Below are 20,600 nucleotides of genomic sequence, written 5' to 3' on the forward strand. Positions count from 1 at the left end.
CACCCGGCCGATTGTGCCATCGGGGTGCGACACGTCCAGAATGGCAGCCATGCCCTTCTTCGACGGCCACTCCGGACGAGTCCACTACCGGCACTGGAGCGCGGTGGGAGGACCCGTCGTCCAGCTGGTGTTTCTGCACGGGATGGGGCAGCACACGGGGCATTACCACCGGTTCGCGCGCGGGCTGACGCCGGCGGGAATCGGGGTGTGGGGAATCGACCAGGCAGGTCACGGCCTGTCCGAGGGCGACCACCCCGGCACCGTCGCGGAGCTGGCGGAGGACGCCGCGCTCGTCACCCGCCTCGCGGAGCAGCACGCGCCGGACGTCCCGCGCGTGCTGATGGGGCACTCCCTCGGGGCCGCCGTCTCGATGGAACTTCTCCTGCGCGGCGACTCCGGATTCCGGCGCGCGATTCTCTGCGGGACCCCGAAGACCGCCGCCGTGCAGCAGACGGCGGACGCGCTGGGTTCGCTGGAAATCCCGTTGCTCGCGGTGCACGGCGTGGACGACCGCATGGCCCCGATCGATCCCGTCCGGGACTGGGCGGCGGGCATCGCGGGCCTCGAACTACGGGAGTTCGACGACGCCGGACACGACCTGCTGCACGAGAAGGTCCACGCCGCCGTCACCGCGGTGGTCCGCGATTTCGTGCTGGGCGCTGCGCGCCCGTGAGCGGCTGAGGAGTGCAGGGACTCCGTAACCACTCACGGGCGGCGGAGCCGCTTACGCGTAGATGGCCTCGATGGCCGCGCCGTGCTCCTTGTGGATGACGTTGCGCTTGAGCTTCAGCGTGGGCGTGAGCTCACCGGTCTCCTGCGTGAAGTCGACCTCGAGGATGCGGTACTTCTTGATCCGCTCCGGGTTGGACACCTTCTTGTTGCCCTCGGCGACGGCCTCGTCGATCTCGGCGACCAGGTCGGGGTTCTTCACCAGTTCGGACACCGGGGTGTCGGCGGCCAGCCCGTGGCGTTCCTTCCAGCCCGGGAGGGTCTCGGAGTCGAGGGTGATGAGCGCGCCGATGAACGGCTTGCCGTCGCCGACCACGAGGCACTGGCTGATCAGCGGGTGCGCGCGGAGGGCGTCCTCGAGGACCGCGGGCGCGACGTTCTTGCCGCCCGCGGTGACGATGATTTCCTTCTTGCGGCCGGTGATCGAGATGTAGCCCTCTTCGTCGATCGAGCCGAGGTCGCCGGTGTGGAACCAGCCGTCCCGGATCGAATCCGCCGTGGCCTGATCGTTGTGCCAGTACCCGCCGAACACGACGGGACCCTTCAAGAGCAGTTCGCCGTCCTCGCCGATCTTGGCGGCGTGGCCGTCGATCGGCTTGCCGACGGTGCCGACCTTCTGTGCGCGGGTGGTGTTCACCGAGATGGCGGCGCTGGTCTCGGTGAGACCGTAGCCCTCGTACACCGGGACGCCGATGCCGCGGAAGAAGTGACCGAGGCGTGCACCGAGCGCGGCGCCGCCGGAGACGGCGCGGTCGCACTCGCCGCCGAGCGCGGTGCGCAGCTTCGAGTAGACGAGCTTGTCGAACAGGGCGTGCTTGAGCTTGAGGCCCAGCCCGGCGCCGCCGGTGTCCTGCGCCTCGCTGTACGCGATCGCCGTGGCCGACGCCTTCTCGAAGATACTGCCCTTGCCGCCGTCGTACGCCTTCTGCTTGGCGGAGTTGTAGACCTTTTCGAACACGCGCGGCACCGACAGGATGAAGTGCGGCTTGAACGCGGCGAACTGGTCGAGCAGCGTCGTGAGGTCGGCGGTGTGCGCGACCGTGACCTTGGCGTCGAACGCCCCGAACGAGATGGCGCGGGCGAAGACGTGCGCGAGGGGCAGGAACATCAGGGTGCGCCTGCCCGCGTACATCGCGTCGCTGAGCGCCAGCTTCACGGCCGCGGACTCCGCGTAGAAGTTGGAGTGCGTCAACTGCACGCCCTTGGGGCGGCCCGTGGTGCCCGACGTGTAGATCAGGGTCGCGGGGGACGACGCGCGCACCTGGTGGCGACGCTCGTGCAGCTGCTCGTCGGTGACGCTCTCGCCGCGCTTCGACAGTTCCTCGATCGCGCCCGCGCCCTCGATCTGCAGGACCTCGCGCAGGTCGGGGGCGCCGTCGGTGACGACCTTCAGCGCGTCGGCCTGCTTCGCGTTCTCGACGACCAGCAGCGACGTGCCGGAGTCCTCGAGGATCCACTTGGCCTGATCGGGTGCGGACGTTTCGTAGATGGCGACGGTGCACCCGCCCGCCGTCCAGATCGCGTAGTCGATGACGACCCACTCGTACCGGGTCGCGGAGAGGATCGCGACGCGGTCACCGAGTTCGACGCCCGAAGCGATGAGGCCCTTCGCGACGGCGGAGACCTGCTGCGCGAACTCGGCTGCGGTGACGTCTACCCACCCACCGTTGCCCGGGCGCTTGAACGGAACGAACTTCGGGTCTTCCTCGGCATGACGGAAGACCGTGTCCGCCATGGAGGCGTCCTCCGGAATTGAGAACGACTGCGGTACCGAGAATTCACGCACTATGACCCCTCCACTGAAACGACATGACGGATGTGCATTCGATCACATTTGTCCTAGTTTCGCACCAGGACCGATGTCCGTTATGTGTATTTCCGTTCTGACCAGCGGAGATTAGTGTAACTCGGCGTAAACTGATAACTCAGGCGGCCTCTTCCAGGCGGCGCGAGTTGGCGGACAGCCAGCGCCGGATCGCGTAGTTCAACTGGTCCGGATCGACGCCGAGTTCCGTCGCGGTCGCCTCGAGAATCTCCTCGGCCAGGCCGTCGTCGGTGGCTTCCGAGATGCCGAGCGCGCCGCTGATGAAGACGTCCGCCACCCGGTTCGGCCGCACCCCGGGGATGCCGGCGAGCATCAGGAAGTGCGCCCACGTGACGTCGCTGCTCTCCCCGCACACCTCGATCCACGCATCGTGTATCTGCTCCAGGGCGGCTTCGTCCCGGGCGGCCTCGAGGAGGTCGTCGATGCTGTTGATGCGCAGCTGGTGGAGTCGCTCCGCCGCCAGCTGGATGTGGCGCGCCTCGATCGGCACGCCGGTGGCGGTGTACCGCCGCTTGTACGAGCCGACCTTGCCCGCCCACTGATCCGAGCTGCCCGCCTCCTCGAACGTGCGGAGCAGGTCGCGGGCGCCGTCGGTGAGGGGCTGATCGGGGTGTGCCCGCCGGTACGCCAGGTAGCGGTCGACCACGGCGACCTCGCTGTGCCCGGCGCTCGACTGCACCGATTCGATGATGCAGAGCGCGAGGCTGTGCCGGTAGGCATCGGAGGTGACCCAGCCGGACGGGTCGCCCAATCGGTCGCGGCACGCGGAAACGACGGTTTCGACGGTATCGGCAGAGACGGTCACGAGATCCTCCAAAGGCAGTCTGTTCTGTGCTCTGTCCGGTGTATCGACAGGGCCTCCGGGAACGTTGCACTGGAGCTGAAGATTCCTCGAGAACGACCGTCAGCGGGGCGTCAAAAGGTCTGTGACCTCGCTGTCCGAGAGTTGATGGAAATCGGCGTACGCGTTGCCGACGCCGCCGAGATCGGCTGGGGTGTAGGGGCAGACCACTTCGTCGGCGGTGACACGCAAGCGACCGACCGCCTCGGGCGCCGCCACCGGAACCGCGACGATCACCCGCGCCGCGCCCAGCTTCTTCACCGACTGGCAGGCCACCGCTGCGGTCGCGCCCGTGGCCATGCCGTCGTCGACGAGAACGGCGATGCGGCCCTTCAGCGACGCCCGCGGCCTGCCGCCGCGCAGCACCCGTGCCCGCCGCTCGAGTTCGTGGCGCTCCTTCGCCTCCACCATGGCGAGCGACGTCTTGCTGACCCGGGCGATGCGGAGAACGTCGTCGTTGATCACCCGGGACTCGCCCTCGCCGATCGCGCCCATCGCGAGTTCCGGCTGCCACGGGACGCCCAGTTTGCGGACGAGCACGACGTCGAGGGGTGCCGACAGGGCCGCGGCGATCTCGAATGCGACGGGGACGCCGCCGCGCGGCAGTCCGAGCACCACCAGGTCGGTTCCGCGCAGGTGGTCCAGTGCGGCGGCCAGTCGGCGACCGGCGTCGGCGCGACTGGTGTACAACATCGAACGCTCCGTGATCGTGGAGAACGGCTCGTCTCCGACGCTACTCCCGATCGGGGCGCTCAGATCTCGCTGACGGTGAATCGGCGCAGGGCGAGGGCGGGATTCTTCTCCCGCACCTCGGTGATCCGCTCCGCATCGACCGCCGCGACCGCGGTTCCCACCCGCTCACCGAGCGAAACGAGGGTCACACCCATCGGGTCGACGATCATGCTGTTCCCGGCCCCGGTGCGCGCGCTCTGATCGGCGGCCGCCACGTACACGGTGTTCTCGATCGCGCGCGCCCGGATCAGGGTCGACCAGTGATCCTCCTTGAGCGGCCCGGGCACCCACTGCGCCGGCAGCAGCAGCACGTCGGCGCCCGCGTCGACGATCCGCCGGGTGACCTCGGGGAACCGGAGATCGTAGCAGGTCTGCATTCCGAACGTGAGGCCGTCGACGGCGAACGTCTCCGGGGCGCCGATCTCCCCGGCGCGGATGACGTCGGATTCCTTGTAGCCGAATGCGTCGTACAGGTGGAGTTTGCGGTACGTGGCGACGATGTCGCCGCCGGGCCCGAGCGCGACGAGGGTGTTGGAGATGCGGTCGTCCCCGGGCAGCGCCTCGTTGACTCCCGCCACCAGATGGACGTCGAGTTCCTTTGCGGTCGAGGCCAGCCCGCCGACGAACTCGCCGTCCAGGGCCTCTGCCGATTCGACGATCCGCTCGTCCGTTCTGGGCGCCGTGAACATCGCGTACTCCGGCGCCACCACCACCTTCGCGCCGCGGCCCGCGGCCTCGGCGGCGAGCGTCCGGACCGTACGCAGGTTCTCCTGCTTGTCCTGACCGGGAGCGAACTGAATGACAGCGACATCGACCATGCCGTCCACGCTAGGCGACGACCGCGCGGCGGGTGTCTCCCGTCCCGGTCGCCGCCGATTTCCGCGGCGTGGCGTTGCAGTGTGGACTCGTGCACTAAACTGCTGGTCAATGAGTGATATCGAGCGTGACCCCGAACCCCCCACTTTTGCCGACCTCGACATCGACGATCGGGTCTTGAAGGCACTGTCCGATGTGGGCTACGAGTCGCCCTCGCCGATCCAGGCCGCCACCATTCCGCCGCTCCTCGCAGGCAACGACGTCGTCGGCCTCGCGCAGACCGGCACCGGCAAGACCGCTGCGTTCGCGGTACCGATCCTCTCGAAGATCGACCTGACGCAGAAGTCGCCGCAGGCGTTGGTCCTCGCGCCGACCCGCGAACTGGCCCTGCAGGTCGCGGAGGCGTTCGGCAAGTACTCCGCCCACATCCCGGGCCTGCACGTCCTGCCGATCTACGGCGGCCAGAGCTACGGCGTCCAGCTGTCGGGGCTCCGGCGCGGGGCGCACGTCGTGGTGGGCACGCCCGGCCGGGTGATCGACCACCTGGAGAAGGGCACCCTCGACCTGTCCAAGCTCTCCTACCTCGTCCTGGACGAGGCCGACGAGATGCTGAAGATGGGGTTCCAGGAGGACGTCGAGCGCATCCTCTCCGACACCCCCGAATACAAGCAGGTCGCGCTGTTCTCGGCCACCATGCCGGGCGCCATCCGCAAGATCTCGAAGCAGTACCTGCACGATCCGGTCGAGATCACGGTGAAGTCGAAGACGTCGACGGCGTCCAACATCTCGCAGCGGTACGTCCAGGTGGCGCACCAGCGCAAACTCGACGCCCTGACGCGTGTCCTCGAGGTCGAGGACTTCGAGGCCATGATCATCTTCGTGCGCACCAAGCAGGCCACCGAGGACCTCGCGGAACGACTGCGTTCGCGCGGCTTCTCCGCCGCGGCCATCAACGGTGACATCGTGCAGGCCCAGCGTGAGCGGACCATCGGCCAGCTCAAGAGCGGCGCCCTCGACATCCTCGTGGCCACCGACGTGGCCGCGCGTGGCCTCGACGTCGACCGCATCTCCCACGTCGTCAACTACGACATCCCGCATGACACGGAGTCGTACGTCCACCGGATCGGCCGCACCGGTCGCGCCGGGCGCGCGGGCGAGGCGCTGCTGTTCGTGGCGCCGCGCGAACGGCACCTGCTCAAGGCCATCGAGAAGGCGACCCGTCAGCCGCTCGCCGAGATGCAGCTGCCCAGCGTCGACGACGTCAACGCGCAGCGTGTGTCCAAGTTCGGCGACTCGATCACCGAGAGCCTGACCTCCGACAACCTGGCGTTGTTCCGCAAGATGATCGAGGACTACGAGCAGGAGCACGACGTTCCGCTCGCCGATATCGCTGCCGCGCTCGCGGTGCAGTCGCGTGACGGTGAGGCGTTCCTCATGGCGCCCGAACCGCCGCCCGCGCCCCGCCGTGAACGTGAACCCCGTGAACCCCGCCCGCCGCGCCGATTCGACGACGGCCCTCCGACCCGCTCGCGCGGACCGGAAGGCCAGGAGCTCGCGACGTACCGCATCGCGGTCGGCAAGCGGCACCGGGTGGTGCCGGGGGCGATCGTCGGTGCCATCGCGAACGAGGGCGGGCTACGGCGCAGCGACTTCGGGCACATCAGCATCCGCCCGGACCACAGCCTGGTGGAATTGCCCGCCGACCTGTCCAGCGAAACCCTCGAGGCTTTGCGCCGCACCCGGATCTCCGGTGTGCTGATCCAGCTGCAGCCCGACTCGGGGCCGCCGTCGGGTCGTCCGGGCCGTGGTGGCCGCGACGACCGAGCCGGCGGAAAGTTCCAGCGCGACCGGGACGACAGGAAAAGGCCGCGCGAGTAGTCCTCGCGCGGCCCTGACCGGGGTCCCCGGCGGTTACGCCGGGGGAGCGGGAGCCGGGGCGGGCTGCGCAGCCTCGGCAGGCAGCGGGCCCTCCTCGGGAACGAAGAACGAACCGACGGTCGGCAGCACGTAGCAGGTCGCGCTGGTGTAGTCGACGGTGCCGAAGATCGATGCCACGACGGTGCCCGCGCCCGTTGCCACCACCTTGTTCAGCGCGGGGTAGCCGTCTTCCGTGAGCCCGTCGAGGGGCAGGATGCCGCTGCCGCCGGTGCTCGTGTTGATCCAGGCGACGTTCAGTCCCGACGACTTCACGACACCGGGATAGGCGGAGAGGGCCTGGAAGCTGATCTCGTGCGCCTTCACCTCGGCGGTGGGCCCGGTGGTGCCCGACGCCAGCGTCAGCGTGACCGGTGCGAGGGTGCCGCATCCCACGGTCGGTGCGGTGTAGAAGAACGGTGTGTTCTCACCCGCGACGTCACGCAGCACGGTCGACGTGGCCAGCGCCTCGACCGCGGCCTTCTCCTCGGGCTTGTCGGCCTGGGTGCGGAGTTCGGCGAGTCCGGGGACGTCGGGGGTGGCCGGGTCCGCCGCTGCCGTGCCCGCGAGGCCGAAAGCCGCGATACCGACCGTTGCCGTCGCGATCGTGCGTCGCATCACGCTCATACCGTCCACCTGAACTCCTCATTGTCTCGTTCGGGCAGCTCTGCAGCGCCGCCCGAGCGGAGAATTTACCCGAGAGCGGGGAAACAGTCAGGACCAGCTGCCGCCGCCGGCCAGCGTATCGGCCCGCGCGCCGTCGAGAGACTGCCGAATGACGTCGGCGTGACCGGCGTGCCGGGCGAGTTCCTCGATCTGGTGCAGCAACATGTAACGCACTGTGAACACGACTCCCGACGTCATCCACTGCGCCACGTCGGCGGGCAGGTCGACGTGGCGGTCCAGGTCGGTTTCGGCGGCGACCGCGGCCTCGGTGGCGCGCTGCGCGGCGTCGAAGCGGGCGAGAAGGACGTCGACGGTCTCGTCCTCGGCGACGTTCCATGCCGCCATCCACGCAGCCACCGGATCGTCGCCGGCACCGCGCGGGGTGCCGGTGATGCGGGCGGTCATCGCCTCCTCGCCGTCGATCACGTGTTTGAGGACGGACGCCAGGCTCATCTCGCTCGCGCTGGGCACGCTGCGGACCTGCTCCTCCGTCAGGCCGGACACCGCATTGCGGAACGCGGTGCGCTGGTTGTCCAGCATGAGGAGAAGGAGTCCGCGCTCGTCGGAAATGGGGGCTGGGGTGCTGGGTGTCTCGTTCATGCATTCAGTGTTGCGCGGATAGCGGACACCTACTGTCCTCGATTGGAAGTCTGCGCGCGTTCCCAGCGGTCCTGGCAGGACCGACCTACGATCGAGGCACGTGTCCGGGGAACATCCCTGTTCCTGTGATCGAGTCGCGAACCGAGGTGCTTATGCCCCTGGAAGATTCGTCGTCGGCCTTCGCCGACCCGCCCCGAGAGGGCGCGTCCCCACCGGAACACGACCTCGAAGGCCACATCATCGAGGCCCGTTCCGAGGACTTCTTCCACGCCAGAGAACTGCAAGTCGACAACGAGTGGTTCAAGACCGCGGTGTTCTACGAGGTTCTGGTCCGCGCGTTCTTCGATTCCTCGGGAGACGGAACGGGCGATCTCCGGGGGCTGACGTCCAAACTCGACTACCTGTCCTGGCTCGGCGTCGACTGTCTGTGGCTGCCACCGTTCTACGACTCACCGCTACGCGACGGCGGATACGACATCCGCGACTTCCGTGCCGTGCTCCCGGAATTCGGGACGGTCGAGGATTTCGTCCAGCTCTTCGATCAGGCGCACCGCCGCGGGATCAGGGTCATCACGGACCTGGTCATGAACCACACGTCCGACACCCACGCCTGGTTCCAGGAGTCGCGCAACGACCCCGACGGCCCGTACGGCGACTTCTACGTCTGGTCCGACCGCGACGCAGGGTATCCGGAGGCGCGGATCATCTTCGTCGACACGGAGACCTCCAACTGGACGTGGGATCCGGTGCGCAAGCAGTACTACTGGCACCGCTTCTTCTCCCACCAGCCGGACCTGAACTACGACAATCCCGACGTCCAGGACGCGATGATCGACGTGCTGCGGTTCTGGCTGGACCTCGGAATCGACGGCTTCCGGCTGGACGCGGTGCCCTACCTGTTCGAGCGGGAGGGCACCAACTGCGAGAACCTGCCCGAGACCCACGCGTTCCTCAAGAAGTGCAGAGCCGTCATGGACGCCGAGTACCCGGGGCGGGCGCTGCTCGCCGAAGCCAACCAGTGGCCGTCGGACGTCGTGGAGTACTTCGGGGAGCCCAATGTCGGCGACGAGTGCCACATGGCGTTCCACTTCCCGCTGATGCCGCGCATCTTCATGGCGGTGCGGCGGCAGAACCGTTTTCCGATCTCCGAGATCCTCGCGCAGACCCCGCCGATTCCGAGTTCGTGCCAATGGGGAATCTTCCTCCGGAACCACGACGAGTTGACGCTCGAAATGGTGTCGGACGAGGAGCGTGACTACATGTATTCCGAGTACGCGCAGGACCCGCGGATGAAGGCGAACATCGGCATCCGGCGGCGCCTCGCGCCGCTGCTCGAGAACGACCGCAACCAGCTCGAGCTGTTCACCGCGCTGCTGCTGAGCCTGCCGGGTTCGCCCGTCCTCTACTACGGTGACGAGATCGGCATGGGCGACAACATCTGGCTCGGCGACCGGGACTCGGTGCGGACGCCGATGCAGTGGACGCCCGACCGCAACGCCGGATTCTCCCGCGCCGACCCGGCGCGAATGTATCTGCCGGTCATCATGGACCCCACGTACGGCTATCAGTCGGTGAACGTCGAGTCGCAGATGAACTCGACCAACTCGTTGCTGCACTGGACCCGCCGGCTGATCCAGGTTCGCAAGCAGCACCCGGCGTTCGGAACGGCCTCGTTCACAGAACTCGGCAGTGCGAACCCGGCCGTGTTGTCGTATGTGCGGGAGACCCCGCCGAGCGAGGACCGCGCGTACAGCGACGTCATCCTGTGCGTCAACAACCTGTCCCGGTTCCCGCAGGCGGTGATCCTGGACCTCACCCAGTTCACCGGCCGAATCCCCGTGGAGCTCACCGGCTCCGTTCCCTTTCCCACGATCGGGGACGACGGGTACATGATCACGCTGCCCGGTCACGGCTTCTTCTGGTTCGCGCTGCAACCGGATCCCAAATCCGACGGCGCGGTGAGCGGACACCCGGTCAGCAGCGAAGCGGAACAGGCGGTGCAGCAGTGAACGAACCCACCAGCGGACGCATTCCCGACGAGACCCTCGAACGGCAACTCGTCCGATGGTTGCCGGACCGGAGGTGGTTCGCCGCGAAGGGCAACACCATCTCGGCGGTACGGATCCTGCTCCGCCACGAGCTGACGTCGGTCTTCGGGTTCTCCGCCGAGCACCTGCTGGTGTCGGTGGAATTCGAGGCGGGCCCGGCGCAGGTGTACCAGGTGCCGCTGGGGTTCCGCAGTCATCTGCCCGAGGACCTCGAACCGTGGGCGTTGCCGGACGGCGACGGCAACGGCATGATCGCGTACGACGGACTGCACGACGCCGAGGTCATCACCCTGTACGCGGACCTGCTGGCCGAGGCGCAGGGTTCCGGACCGGTGCAGTTGAAGACCGTGCCGGGCACGGTGATCGAACCGGGGCTGCGTGGGCGAACCCTCGGCGCGGAGCAGTCGAACACGTCGGTGGTGCTGGGGGAGAAGTTGCTCATGAAGATCTTCCGCCTGGTCACCCCCGGGGTGAATCCCGACGTGGAACTCCATCTGGCGCTCGCCGGCGCGGGCAGTGAATACGTGGCCACGCTGCGGGCGTGGATGGAGACGGATGTCGCCGGGATTCTCACCACGCTTGCGATGGTGCAGGACTTCGAGGCCAATTCGGCGGACGGGTGGAGCATGGCGCTGGGCAGCGTCCGCGACCTCCTCATCGAGGCGGATCTCCACGCCGCGGAGTTGGGGACGGACTTCGCCGGTGAGTCCCATCGCATGGGCGCTGCCGTCGCCGAGGTGCACTCGACGCTGGCGCGTGCGCTGGGTGCGGAGGAGCGGCAGGTGGCGTCGACGACGGTGGAGGCGATGAACCGCAGGCTGGACGCCGCCACCGCAATCGTTCCCGAACTGGGGGAGGTGGCCGCCGCGGTGCGGGACAAGTTCGCCGAGGCGGAAGCGCTGGGCGCCACCGCCGTCCAGCGGATTCACGGGGACCTGCACCTCGGTCAGGTGCTGCGGACACCGGAGCGGTGGCTGCTCATCGACTTCGAAGGCGAGCCAGCCAAGACGCTCGACGAGCGCCGGGAACGGGACAGTCCGTTGCGGGACGTCGCGGGAATGCTGCGGTCCTTCGACTACGCCGCCCACCACCTGCTGGCCGATTCGGTGCCGATGGGGGCGATGGGAGCGGCGTCGCAACGGGACTTCCGCGCGAGGGAATGGGCCCAGCGCAACGCCGACGCCTTCTGCGAGGGCTATGCCTCGGTGTCGGGCACCGATCCGCGAGAGGCGGCGGCGTTGCTCCGGGCCTACGAACTCGACAAGGCGGTGTACGAGACGGTGTACGAGGCGAGGAACCGCCCGCAGTGGATCGGCTTGCCCCTCTCCGCCATTCGCAGACTCACCGCAGCACCTCGGTGAGGGCTGGGGACGAGACCGTGCCCGTATCGAACTGGGTGCGGTACAGCTCTTCGTACCGGCCGCCCGCGGCGAGCAGTTCGGAGTGGGTGCCGCGTTCGACGATGCGCCCGGACTCGACCACGAGGATCAGATCCGCCGCGCGGACGGTCGACAACCGGTGCGCGATCACCACGGCGGTGCGGCCGGCGAGGGCCTCGCCCAGCGCTTCCTGGACGGCGGCCTCGGACGTGGAGTCGAGGTGCGCCGTCGCCTCGTCGAGGATGACCACCCGAGGATGCGCGAGCAGCAGGCGCGCGATGGTCAGCCGCTGGCGTTCGCCGCCGGACAGTCGGTAGCCGCGTTCGCCGACCACCGTGTCGAGGCCGTCGGGAAGGGCGGCGACGAGGTCGGTGAGCCGGGCGCGTTCCAGGACCTCCGCGAGTTCGGCCGGCGTGGCGCCGGGGCGGGCGAGCAAGAGGTTGGCTCGAACGGTGTCGTGGAAGAGATGCCCGTCCTGGGTCACCATTCCGACGGTGGCCCGCACCGAGTCGGCGGTCAGGTCCCGCACGTCGACCCCGCCGAGTTTCACCGAGCCCGCGTCCGCGTCGTAGAGCCGGGGAACCAGTTGGGCGATGGTGGACTTGCCGGCCCCGGACGATCCCACCAGGGCGACCATCTGCCCGGGTTCGGCGCGGAACGACAGTCGGTGCAGCACGTCGACGCCGCCGCGGGTGTCGAGGGTCGCGACCTCTTCGAGCGACGCCAGCGACACCTTGTCGGCCGAGGGATACGCGAACTCCACCGAGTCGAACTCCACCGACACGGGGCCCTCGGGCACCGCGACCGCGTCGGGCTTCTCGGCGATCAGCGGCGTCAGGTCGAGGACCTCGAAGATGCGCTCGAAGCTCACCAGCGCGCTCATCACGTCCATGCGTGCGCTGGCCAGCGCGGTAAGGGGCGAGTAGAGGCGGGTGAGCAGCATCGCCATCGCGACCACCGCTCCCGCGTCGAGTTGTCCGCGCAGTGCGTAGAACCCGCCCAGTCCGTAGACGAGGGCCAGCGCGAGCGCCGAGACGAGGGTGAGCGCGGTGACGAACACCGACTGCAGCATGGCCGTGCGGACGCCGATGTTCCGGACTCGCCGCGCGCGGACCGCGAATTCGGCGGATTCCTCGGACGGACGGCCGAACAGTTTGACGAGGGTGGCGCCCGGCGCCGAGAACCGTTCCGTCATCTGGGTGCTCATCACCGAGTTGTGGTTGGCCGCCTCACGATTGAGTTGCGCGAGCCGTGCGCCCATCGTGCGGGCGGGCAGGACGAAGATCGGCAGCAGCAGCAGTGCGCACAGCGTGATCTGCCAGGAGATCCCGATCATCACGATCAGCGTGATGCCCAGCGTGACCAGGTTGGACACCACACCCGACAAGGTGTCGCTGAATGCGCGCTGCGCACCGATCACGTCGTTGTTGAGGCGGCTGACCAGCGCGCCGGTGCGGGTGCGGGTGAAGAAGGCGATCGGCATCCGCTGCACGTGGTCGAACACGGCGGTGCGCAGGTCGAGGATCAGGTCCTCGCCGATGCTCGCCGACAACCACCGCGTCCACAGCGCGAGTGCGGATTCGAGGACGGCGATGACCGCGATGAGCGCCGCGAGACGCACGATCACGGACACCGCGTCGCCGCCGACGATGGCGTTCACGACGCGGCCCGCCAGCACCGGGGTGGCCACGGCCAGCGCGGCCGTGACGACGCTGAGCAGCAGGTACCACGCGAGGTTGCGGCGGTGCGGCCGGGCGAAACGGGCGATCCGCCGCAACGTCGTCCGGGAGAAGGGGCGTCGATCTTCCTGGGCGTGCATCGCGTTGTACATCGCGTTCCACGCCGTGACTTCCATGCTCATGCCGGCGGCCTCCTGTCGCTGTCCCCCCACGGTAGAGCCGGGGTATGACATGACCGTAGAACCTCAACTTAACTCGAGGTCAAGCAGCGGGCGCGGGAAGCGTCACTTCGCGACGTCGACGACCACCCGCGTCGGATCGGACAGGTTGGACACCGTGAACGGACGGCCGGGCGCGCTCACGCCGATGAACGACTGGGTGACGCCTTCGAACACGAGCGCACCGTTGACCTCGGTCACCGTGCCGCCGGGAACACCGGGCACCGGATTGGGGCCCGAGTAGCCCTCCACGTCGCTGTCGAACGGGTACGCCGAGCCGTCGATCTGCACCTGCAGGATGCCGTTGCCCGACACCGGGATCGTCTTGCCGCTGCCGTCCTGCACGGCCTGGTCCACGTATTCGACCCGCCAGCCCGGGGCGCCCTTGCCGCCGAGTTCGTACACCACGCGGTCGAATCCCTCGTGCCCGCCGACGCGGACGTCGGTGACGGTGAGCTTCGCGGACTCGGACGCCGCGGACGACTTCGGCGACGCGTCGGTCGGGATCGGCGCCGACTCGGATTCGAGTGCGCTGCCGGTGGTGGCCGCGGCGGCAGGCGACGTCGCCGCCACACTGCTGGCGGAGTTCGACTCCGAGCATCCGGTGAGTGTCAGGGCCAGCGCGCAGGCAGCGAACGCGGCGAAGGGACCGATCCGGTGGTTGATCATGATCCGATCGTAAGCCGGGGCCGATCAGAGACGCGGGAGCCCCGGGCGTGGCGTCGCGATCGCGTCCAGGTACAGCCAGTTGCCGTCCTCACGGACGAATCGGCTGTTCTCGTGCAGCGATTCGCGGTCGCCGTCCAGTACGTAGTGCGCACGGAACTCGACGGTGCCGGTGGTGTCGAGCAGACCGCCGCCGGTCGTGCCCAGGATGTCGAGGCGGGTCCAGCGCTGCTCGGGATCGAGGTCCAGGCCCGCGGGCCGCGTGCTCGGATGCCACGTCGCGAGGAGATAGTCGGCGTCCAGCACCGCGAACGCGCTGAACCGGGATCGCATCAGGCGCTCGGCCGTGGGCGCCTTCGCCTCGCCGCGGTGATACCTCCCGCAGCACTCGTCGTACGGTTCACCGAGCAGGCAGGGGCATCGAACGGTCACGGTCCCAGTATGGACGGCGGTCACACGAGTTTGTGAGTGCGGTCCTTCCAGTACGGCGCGCGCAGTTCCCGCTTCAGGATCTTGCCGGTGGGGTTGCGCGGCAGCAGGTCGACGACGTCGACCGTCGTCGGGCACTTGAACTTCGCCAGGCGCTGACGGGTGTAGTGGATCAGTTCGTCCGGTTCGATGCTGCTTCCGGTCACCGGCACCACGACGGCCTTGACCGTCTCACCCCAGTGGTCGTCGGGAACGCCGATCACCGCGACCTCCGCCACCGCCGGGTGTTCGACGAGGACCCGTTCGATCTCGGGGGAGTACACGTTCTCGCCGCCGGTGATGATCATGTCCTTCAGCCGATCCTCGATGAACACGAAACCGTCGGCGTCCGCGCGGCCCATGTCGCCGCTGCGCAACCACCCGTCCGCGGTGATCGCCTCCGCCGTCGCCTCGGGTTTGCCGAGATAGCCGGGCGTGCGCTGGTCCGATCGCCACCACAACTCCCCGGTCTCACCGGTGGCGACGTCCTCGGCGGTGGCCGGGTCCACGATGCGCATCTCCACACCGGGAATGGGCTGTCCCGCCGACGCCATCCTCGCCTCCTGCGACTCGTCGCGATGCACGTCCGGCAGGAGTGCGGTGACCACACCCGCGCATTCGGTCATTCCGTACACCTGGACGAACTCCGCCTCCGGCCAGGCGGCGAGCGCGCTGCGCAGCAACGGCAGCGGCATCGGGGCGGCGCCGTACGTGATGCGGTGCAGCGCGCCGAACGCGGCCACGGCCTGCTCGCCCCCGGCGAGCACCCCGGCGATCACCGGCGGAACGAGGAACGCGATGTTCGCACCGGCCGCGAGCGCACCGAACAGCGACGGCGCGTCGGCCTCCCTCGTGAAATGGCAGCGGGCGCCGGCGTGCACACCCATGATCGCGTAGCAACTCCCACCGACGTGGAACAGCGGCATGGCGACGAGCAGACAGTCGTCGTGCCGTGCGGGCAGGATGTCGAGCACCGCAATGCTGTGCGCGATCAGGTTGCGGTGCGTCAGCTGAACGCCCTTGGGCCTGCCCGTGGTTCCCGAGCTGTAGAGGATCAGCGCGGTGGCCTCCGCGGCCACGTCCGGCCTCGACGACAGGACGGACGCCTCGGCGAGCCACGGCTCGAACTCGTCGTGCTCCCCGCCGACGGTGATGATCTGCTCGATGCCGGTCAGCCGGTCCCGCAAGGCCATGACTTGCTGGAGAAACTCGTTGCCCACGAACAGGATTCGCGCCTTGCAGTCGTTGATCACGTAGTCGAGTTCCTCGCCGGCCAGTCGCCAGTTGGGCACTGCGGCCGCCGCGCCGAGGAGGGAGGCGGCGTAGGTGACCTCGAGGCAGGACAGGTGGTTCTTGTCGACGAACGCGACCGTGTCGCCTGCCCCGATTCCGCCTTCTGCCAAGGCTCCCGCGACGTGCAGGATCCGGTCGTGCCACCCGGACCACGTGTAGTCGGCGCCCTGGAACTGCACGGCGACGTCGTCCGGTCGAACCTGCGCCCAGTGCGCGAGTCGGTCGAAGATGATCTCGTTCTCGGCGTCCGACATGCGCCCACCTCTCGTCTGTGACGTCAGTCACATCAGGCTAGTAGCCGGTGCTCCGATCAGTGACGTTTTGCCTCATGCGGTCGAACTGCTTCGGCTCTGCGTGCCCGCGCGTCGCAACGCGGCGCTGCCGAGGGCGCCCACCACGATCAGGGTGATGCCCAGCCAGTCGGGGTCGTTGTCGGTGACGAGCATCGCGATCCCTACGCCGATCACGTACGGCGGCAGGAAGTCGAACAGCTTGACGAGCGGCGGCGCCACCTCTTCCGGTTCCCCGGGTTCCCGCGGCGCCTGCGCGCTCGCCACGTCCGGATACCACTCGGTGAAGGACAGCGCGAACAGCAACGCCCCGATCGGAATGATCCACCCCGTCCAGAAATTGTCCGGCTGGTCGAGGACGAGGTCGCCGTACAGTCCGGATGCCGCCGACACTGTGAAGGACAGCGCCCACACCAGGGTGATGAGCTGATTCACCTTCAGGAACAGCGGCGAGGTCCAATACTCCTCGGGTGTAGTCTCTTTGGCGTACGGCAGGGTGAACGGATTGCGCAGCAACAGCGAGCCGAACGCGAACGCGACGAGCGCCAGACTCGACATCTCGCCCGACCACTTCTCCAGCCAGGTGATCAGGCTGTCGGAGGCGAACAGTCCGATCACGGCGAGGCAGCCGAAATAGACGATGTCGAACACTTCCATGGGTTTGAGGCTTCCGCCGCGGCGGTGGCTGAGGAACAGGAACAGGATCGACAACCCGAGGGCGGTGGCGACGGATTCCTCGAACCGCCCGGGGCCGGACAGCAGCGACATCACGATCCACGGCGCCAGGCCGGCGAACGGTGATTGGAGGAACGCGTCGAGGAAACGCGATCCCGTCCGGGGTGTGGGGGGTTCGATGGCCATGAGGGCTCTCCTTCGCACCGGCGATACCGGAATTCTCCCAGGTCGGCACATCCGTTGTGGGCGTTTCCGGCCGGGTCGCCGTGTCAGGGATCACGTCCCGACTTACCGAAGATCAGGGTGGTCCCTGATGGCGGGCCGCCGCGGGTGTCGACAAGATGGAGGAGTGCGCCGCGCGTGCACCGTCCCGGCCCGTCACCACGGGGCCGGACCGCCACAAGAGAATGACGAAAGGCGATCATGAGCACGCATGCCCCCGCTGTCGCTGCCCGTGCTGTCGAGCTGTCCAAGACGTACGGCACCGGCGACACCCAGGTCCACGCGCTCAGCGCGGTATCCGCGGAGTTCGCCCGTGGTGAGTTCACCGCGATCATGGGACCGTCCGGTTCCGGCAAGTCGACGCTGATGCACTGCCTGGCCGGCCTCGACGACGCCAGTTCGGGTTCCGTCCTCATCGGCGACACCGAGTTGACGACGCTGACCGACAAGCAGATGACCCAGCTGCGACGCGACCGCATCGGCTTCGTGTTCCAGGCGTTCAACCTGGTGCCGACGCTGACGGCGCTGGAGAATATCACCCTTCCGCTGGACATCGCGGGCCGCAAGCCGGACGCCGCGTGGCTCGAGAACGTGCTCACCAAACTCGGGCTGCAGGATCGTCTCGAGCACCGCCCGGGGGAGTTGTCCGGAGGTCAGCAGCAGCGGGTCGCGTGTGCCCGGGCCCTGGCAGGGCAGCCGGAGATCATCTTCGGCGACGAGCCCACCGGCAACCTCGACTCGAAGTCCTCGGGCGAGGTGCTGTCGATCCTGAGGGCCGCGGTGGACGAATTCCACCAGACCGTGGTCATCGTCACCCACGACCCCCGCGCGGCCGCCTACGCCGACCGGGTGGTGTTCCTCGCCGACGGCAAGATCGTCGACGAACTGCGTGAGCCGACGGCCGATTCGGTCCTCGACACGATGAAGCGACTCGACGAGCCTGCCCACGCCCTCACGTCCGACGCGGCGGTCTGACCGCATGGCGTCCACATCCGGTGCGCCGATGCGCAAGGTGTCGCTGCGCAACCTGGCGGCACACAAGGTCCGGCTGGCACTGACGGTGCTGTCCGTGGTGCTCGGCACCGCGTTCGTCGCCGGTTCCTTCGTCTTCACCGACACCCTCCAGAGGACGTTCGATTCGATCTTCGAGAACACCGCGCAAGGGGTCGACGTCCGGGTGTCGAGCGAGGAGCGCAACTCCAGTGGAGTGCCCCTCGCCGACCTCGACACCATCACCGCGCTGGACGGGGTGCGCGCGGTCGCACCTGCCGTCAGCGGGCAGATCGTCCTCATCGATTCCGACGGCGCCGCCGTCCAGACGGGCGGTGCGCCGAGCATCGGGGAGTCGTACCTGCCGCCGGGTCAGGCGCTCGGTGAGCCCGACGAGTACGTGCAGGGAACCCCGCCCGCGCAGGCCGGTCAGATCGCCGTCAACGCCAGTGCCGCGGAACGCGCGCAACTCGTTGTCGGCGACACCACCAAGGTCCTCGTGCCCGCTCGCGGCATGGTCGACGTCACCGTCTCCGGCATCTACGACACCGGCAACGAGACCGGTGGATTCATCGGCGCGACGTTCGTCGACTCGCAGGCCCGCGAACTGTTCACCGACGGTAAGCACGTCGAGTACATCGACGTCGCCGGGACCGGTCTGTCCCAGACCGAACTGCGCGACGAGATCGCCGCCGCCCTTCCCGACGCAAAGGTCCAGACCGGCGACGAGGTCCGCGAGGAAACCAAGGCGCAGGTGACGGAGGCGCTGAGCTTCATCAACTACTTCCTCCTCGCATTCGGTGCGATCGCTCTGCTCGTCGGCACGTTCATCATCTACAACACGTTCTCGATGATCGTGGCCCAGCGGTTGCGCGAACTGGCGCTGCTCCGCGCGATCGGTGCCAGCCGCAAGCAGGTGGGCCGGTCCGTGGTCTTCGAGGCCCTCGTGGTCGGCGTGATCGGCAGTGCGATCGGGATCGCCGCCGGCGTCGGCCTGGCCTACGGATTGCGCGCACTGCTGAACGCGTTCGACGTCGGTCTGCCCGAAGGTCCCCTGCAGGTGGGGCCGCGCACGATTCTCATCGCCCTCGTGGTCGGGGTGCTCGTGACGACGGTCAGCGCGTACGCACCCGCCCGGCGCGCGTCCAAGGTGCCGCCCGTCGCGGCGATGCGCGAGGAATTCGCGTCCACCGGTGACTCACTGCACGTGCGCACCATCGCCGGTGCGGTCCTCGGTGTCCTCGGAGTCGTGGGACTCGTGATCGGTTCGCGGGGTACCGGTGGCGGTGCGGCGGCGGTCGTCGGCGCAGGCGCGCTCGGTCTGATCCTGGCTGTGCTGTTCGCCGCCCCCGCGTTGTCCCGGCCGATCGTCGGGGCGCTCGGAGCGGTGCTGGCCAAGCCGTTCGGCCCGGTCGGGCGCCTGGCCCGCACCAACGCCGTGCGCAATCCCCGCCGCACCGCCGCCACCGCGTTCGCGCTGACACTCGGACTGATGCTCGTATCCGTCATCGGGGTGTTCGGCGCATCCGCGAAGGCCAGCGTCAACCAGCTGGTCGACTCGGGGGTGTCCGCCGACTACGTGCTCACCGGACCCAATCAGATCGGTGTGCCCAGCGGCGCGGCGAGAGCCGTGCGGAACCTCGACGACGTCCAGAGCGCCGCCGCCCTGCACCCGGTGTCCGTGACGGTCGACGACGAGCGGCAACAGGGCGCGTCGCTGGACGGCCCACTCGAGGGCGTCCTCGACTACAAGCTCGTCGAGGGCGGCGCCGACCTGACGGGCAACCACCTAATCGTGTCCCAGACGACAGCGGCGCAGAAGGGCTGGACGCTGGGCACGACCGTCCCGATGACGAGCGCCGACGGGAAAGTCGTCGACGCCGAGGTCACCGGTGTCTTCGAAGACAACCAGCTGGTCGGCGACTGGCTCGTCTCGGACGACGTCTACCGGCAGGTCATGCCCGCCGCGACCATCCCCGATCTGGCGGTGCTCATCGACGCGAAGCCGGGTGCGGACCTGACGCAGCTGCGCGCCGACCTCGAATCCGCGACCAAGCAGTTCGTCGTGGTGCAGGTGCAGGACCGCGAACAGTTCAAGGGAACGCAGGGCCAGCAGATCGACACGCTCCTCGCGATCCTCTACGGGTTGCTCGCACTCGCCGTCGTGATCGCGATCCTCGGCATCATCAACACGCTCGCGCTCTCGGTGGTCGAGCGCAGGCGGGAGATCGGCATGCTCCGCGCGGTCGGGATGCAGAGGTCCCAGATGCGCCGCACGATCTACCTGGAGTCGATGCTGATCGCGGTGTTCGGTGCGGCCGTCGGCGTGCTGCTCGGCATCGCGTTCGGCTGGGGCTTCGTGAGCACCCTGAAGGACCAGGGGCTCGGCCAGGTGACGGTGCCGTGGGGGCAGGTGGTCGCGATGCTCCTCGGATCCGGTGTGGTCGGTGTGTTCGCGGCACTGTGGCCGGCGAGCCGCGCCGCCCGCACCCGCCCGCTGGAGGCCATCGCCGACCTCTGACCCTCACGGGCGCAAAGCGCCTAATGTG

General features: G+C 68.4%; 16 protein-coding genes and 1 pseudogene. 6 read left to right on the forward strand and 11 right to left on the reverse strand.

Annotated features, from left to right (window positions below; all coding sequences use genetic code 11):
• Nucleotides 1–49 precede the first annotated feature (49 nt).
• Nucleotides 50–673, forward strand: a complete 624-nt coding sequence (locus JWS14_RS32920) for an alpha/beta hydrolase (protein WP_095861080.1) — start codon at nucleotides 50–52, stop codon at nucleotides 671–673.
• Between the two features lie 51 nt (nucleotides 674–724).
• Here JWS14_RS32920 and JWS14_RS32925 read toward each other — a convergent pair whose 3' ends face one another.
• The 4 genes from JWS14_RS32925 to JWS14_RS32940 form a co-directional block, all read right to left on the reverse strand.
• Nucleotides 725–2,515 (reverse strand): AMP-dependent synthetase/ligase, encoded by a 1,791-nt coding sequence (locus JWS14_RS32925; RefSeq protein ID WP_072948349.1) that lies wholly within the window; start codon nucleotides 2,513–2,515, stop codon nucleotides 725–727.
• A 139-nt stretch (nucleotides 2,516–2,654) separates the two neighbouring features.
• On the reverse strand, nucleotides 2,655–3,359 hold the full coding sequence (locus tag JWS14_RS32930; RefSeq protein ID WP_072948405.1) for a heme peroxidase: 705 nt from the start codon (nucleotides 3,357–3,359) through the stop codon (nucleotides 2,655–2,657).
• Nucleotides 3,360–3,458: 99 nt separating this feature from the next.
• Complete coding sequence (locus JWS14_RS32935; protein WP_206015153.1) at nucleotides 3,459–4,088, reverse strand: phosphoribosyltransferase; 630 nt, start codon at nucleotides 4,086–4,088, stop codon at nucleotides 3,459–3,461.
• A 59-nt stretch (nucleotides 4,089–4,147) separates the two neighbouring features.
• Entirely contained in the window at nucleotides 4,148–4,945 is a 798-nt protein-coding gene (locus JWS14_RS32940) for a carbon-nitrogen hydrolase family protein (protein ID WP_072948353.1), read from the reverse strand.
• A 109-nt stretch (nucleotides 4,946–5,054) separates the two neighbouring features.
• On the opposite strand from JWS14_RS32940, the gene JWS14_RS32945 reads away from it, so the two are divergent.
• A complete protein-coding gene (locus JWS14_RS32945) occupies nucleotides 5,055–6,821 on the forward strand; it encodes a DEAD/DEAH box helicase (protein WP_072948355.1) in 1,767 nt (588 codons plus the stop codon).
• Between the two features lie 33 nt (nucleotides 6,822–6,854).
• Here the strand turns inward: JWS14_RS32945 and JWS14_RS32950 are convergent, their stop codons facing one another.
• Together JWS14_RS32950 and JWS14_RS32955 are read right to left on the reverse strand one after the other, a co-directional pair.
• The gene (locus JWS14_RS32950) at nucleotides 6,855–7,484 is read right to left on the reverse strand and encodes a hypothetical protein (protein ID WP_072948357.1); all 630 of its coding nucleotides are present in this window, start codon (nucleotides 7,482–7,484) and stop codon (nucleotides 6,855–6,857) included.
• 87 nt (nucleotides 7,485–7,571) lie between these two features.
• Nucleotides 7,572–8,123 carry a DinB family protein gene (locus JWS14_RS32955; protein ID WP_206015154.1) on the reverse strand — a complete coding sequence of 184 codons (552 nt, stop codon included), beginning with the start codon at nucleotides 8,121–8,123 and terminating at the stop codon, nucleotides 7,572–7,574.
• A 152-nt stretch (nucleotides 8,124–8,275) separates the two neighbouring features.
• Here JWS14_RS32955 and treS point away from each other — a divergent pair, with 152 nt between their 5' ends.
• Entirely contained in the window at nucleotides 8,276–10,132 is a 1,857-nt protein-coding gene (gene treS, locus JWS14_RS32960; RefSeq protein WP_206015155.1) for a maltose alpha-D-glucosyltransferase, read from the forward strand.
• Nucleotides 10,129–11,532, forward strand: a complete 1,404-nt coding sequence (locus tag JWS14_RS32965; protein ID WP_072948361.1) for a maltokinase N-terminal cap-like domain-containing protein — start codon at nucleotides 10,129–10,131, stop codon at nucleotides 11,530–11,532. The genes treS and JWS14_RS32965 overlap by 4 nt, the downstream gene beginning before the upstream one ends.
• On the opposite strand, the gene JWS14_RS32970 is transcribed toward JWS14_RS32965, so the two are convergent.
• The 5 genes and pseudogenes from JWS14_RS32970 to JWS14_RS32990 form a co-directional block, all read right to left on the reverse strand.
• Nucleotides 11,513–13,411, reverse strand: coding sequence for an ABC transporter ATP-binding protein (locus JWS14_RS32970; protein ID WP_206015156.1), 1,899 nt, complete (start codon nucleotides 13,409–13,411; stop codon nucleotides 11,513–11,515). The two genes, JWS14_RS32965 and JWS14_RS32970, sit on opposite strands and share 20 nt — an antisense overlap.
• A gap of 102 nt (nucleotides 13,412–13,513) precedes the next feature.
• Nucleotides 13,514–14,116, reverse strand: coding sequence for an AMIN-like domain-containing (lipo)protein (locus JWS14_RS32975; RefSeq protein WP_095860967.1), 603 nt, complete (start codon nucleotides 14,114–14,116; stop codon nucleotides 13,514–13,516).
• A gap of 24 nt (nucleotides 14,117–14,140) precedes the next feature.
• Complete coding sequence (locus tag JWS14_RS32980) at nucleotides 14,141–14,569, reverse strand: YchJ family protein (RefSeq protein WP_206015157.1); 429 nt, start codon at nucleotides 14,567–14,569, stop codon at nucleotides 14,141–14,143.
• Nucleotides 14,566–16,128 (reverse strand): long-chain-fatty-acid--CoA ligase, encoded by a 1,563-nt coding sequence (locus tag JWS14_RS32985; protein ID WP_072948369.1) that lies wholly within the window; start codon nucleotides 16,126–16,128, stop codon nucleotides 14,566–14,568. Before JWS14_RS32985 ends, JWS14_RS32980 begins: the two co-directional genes overlap by 4 nt.
• Nucleotides 16,129–16,200: 72 nt before the next feature.
• Nucleotides 16,201–17,119, reverse strand: a pseudogene (locus tag JWS14_RS32990) (DUF3159 domain-containing protein).
• Between the two features lie 143 nt (nucleotides 17,120–17,262).
• Between JWS14_RS32990 and JWS14_RS32995 the strand changes: the two are divergent.
• A complete protein-coding gene (locus tag JWS14_RS32995; protein ID WP_206015158.1) occupies nucleotides 17,263–18,036 on the forward strand; it encodes an ABC transporter ATP-binding protein in 774 nt (257 codons plus the stop codon).
• Nucleotides 18,037–18,040: 4 nt separating this feature from the next.
• The gene (locus JWS14_RS33000) at nucleotides 18,041–20,572 is read left to right on the forward strand and encodes an ABC transporter permease (protein ID WP_206015159.1); all 2,532 of its coding nucleotides are present in this window, start codon (nucleotides 18,041–18,043) and stop codon (nucleotides 20,570–20,572) included.
• Nucleotides 20,573–20,600: the final 28 nt, after the last annotated feature.

The sequence above is a fragment of the Rhodococcus koreensis genome (assembly GCF_017068375.1).
In the GTDB taxonomy this organism is placed as follows: domain Bacteria; phylum Actinomycetota; class Actinomycetes; order Mycobacteriales; family Mycobacteriaceae; genus Rhodococcus_F; species Rhodococcus_F koreensis.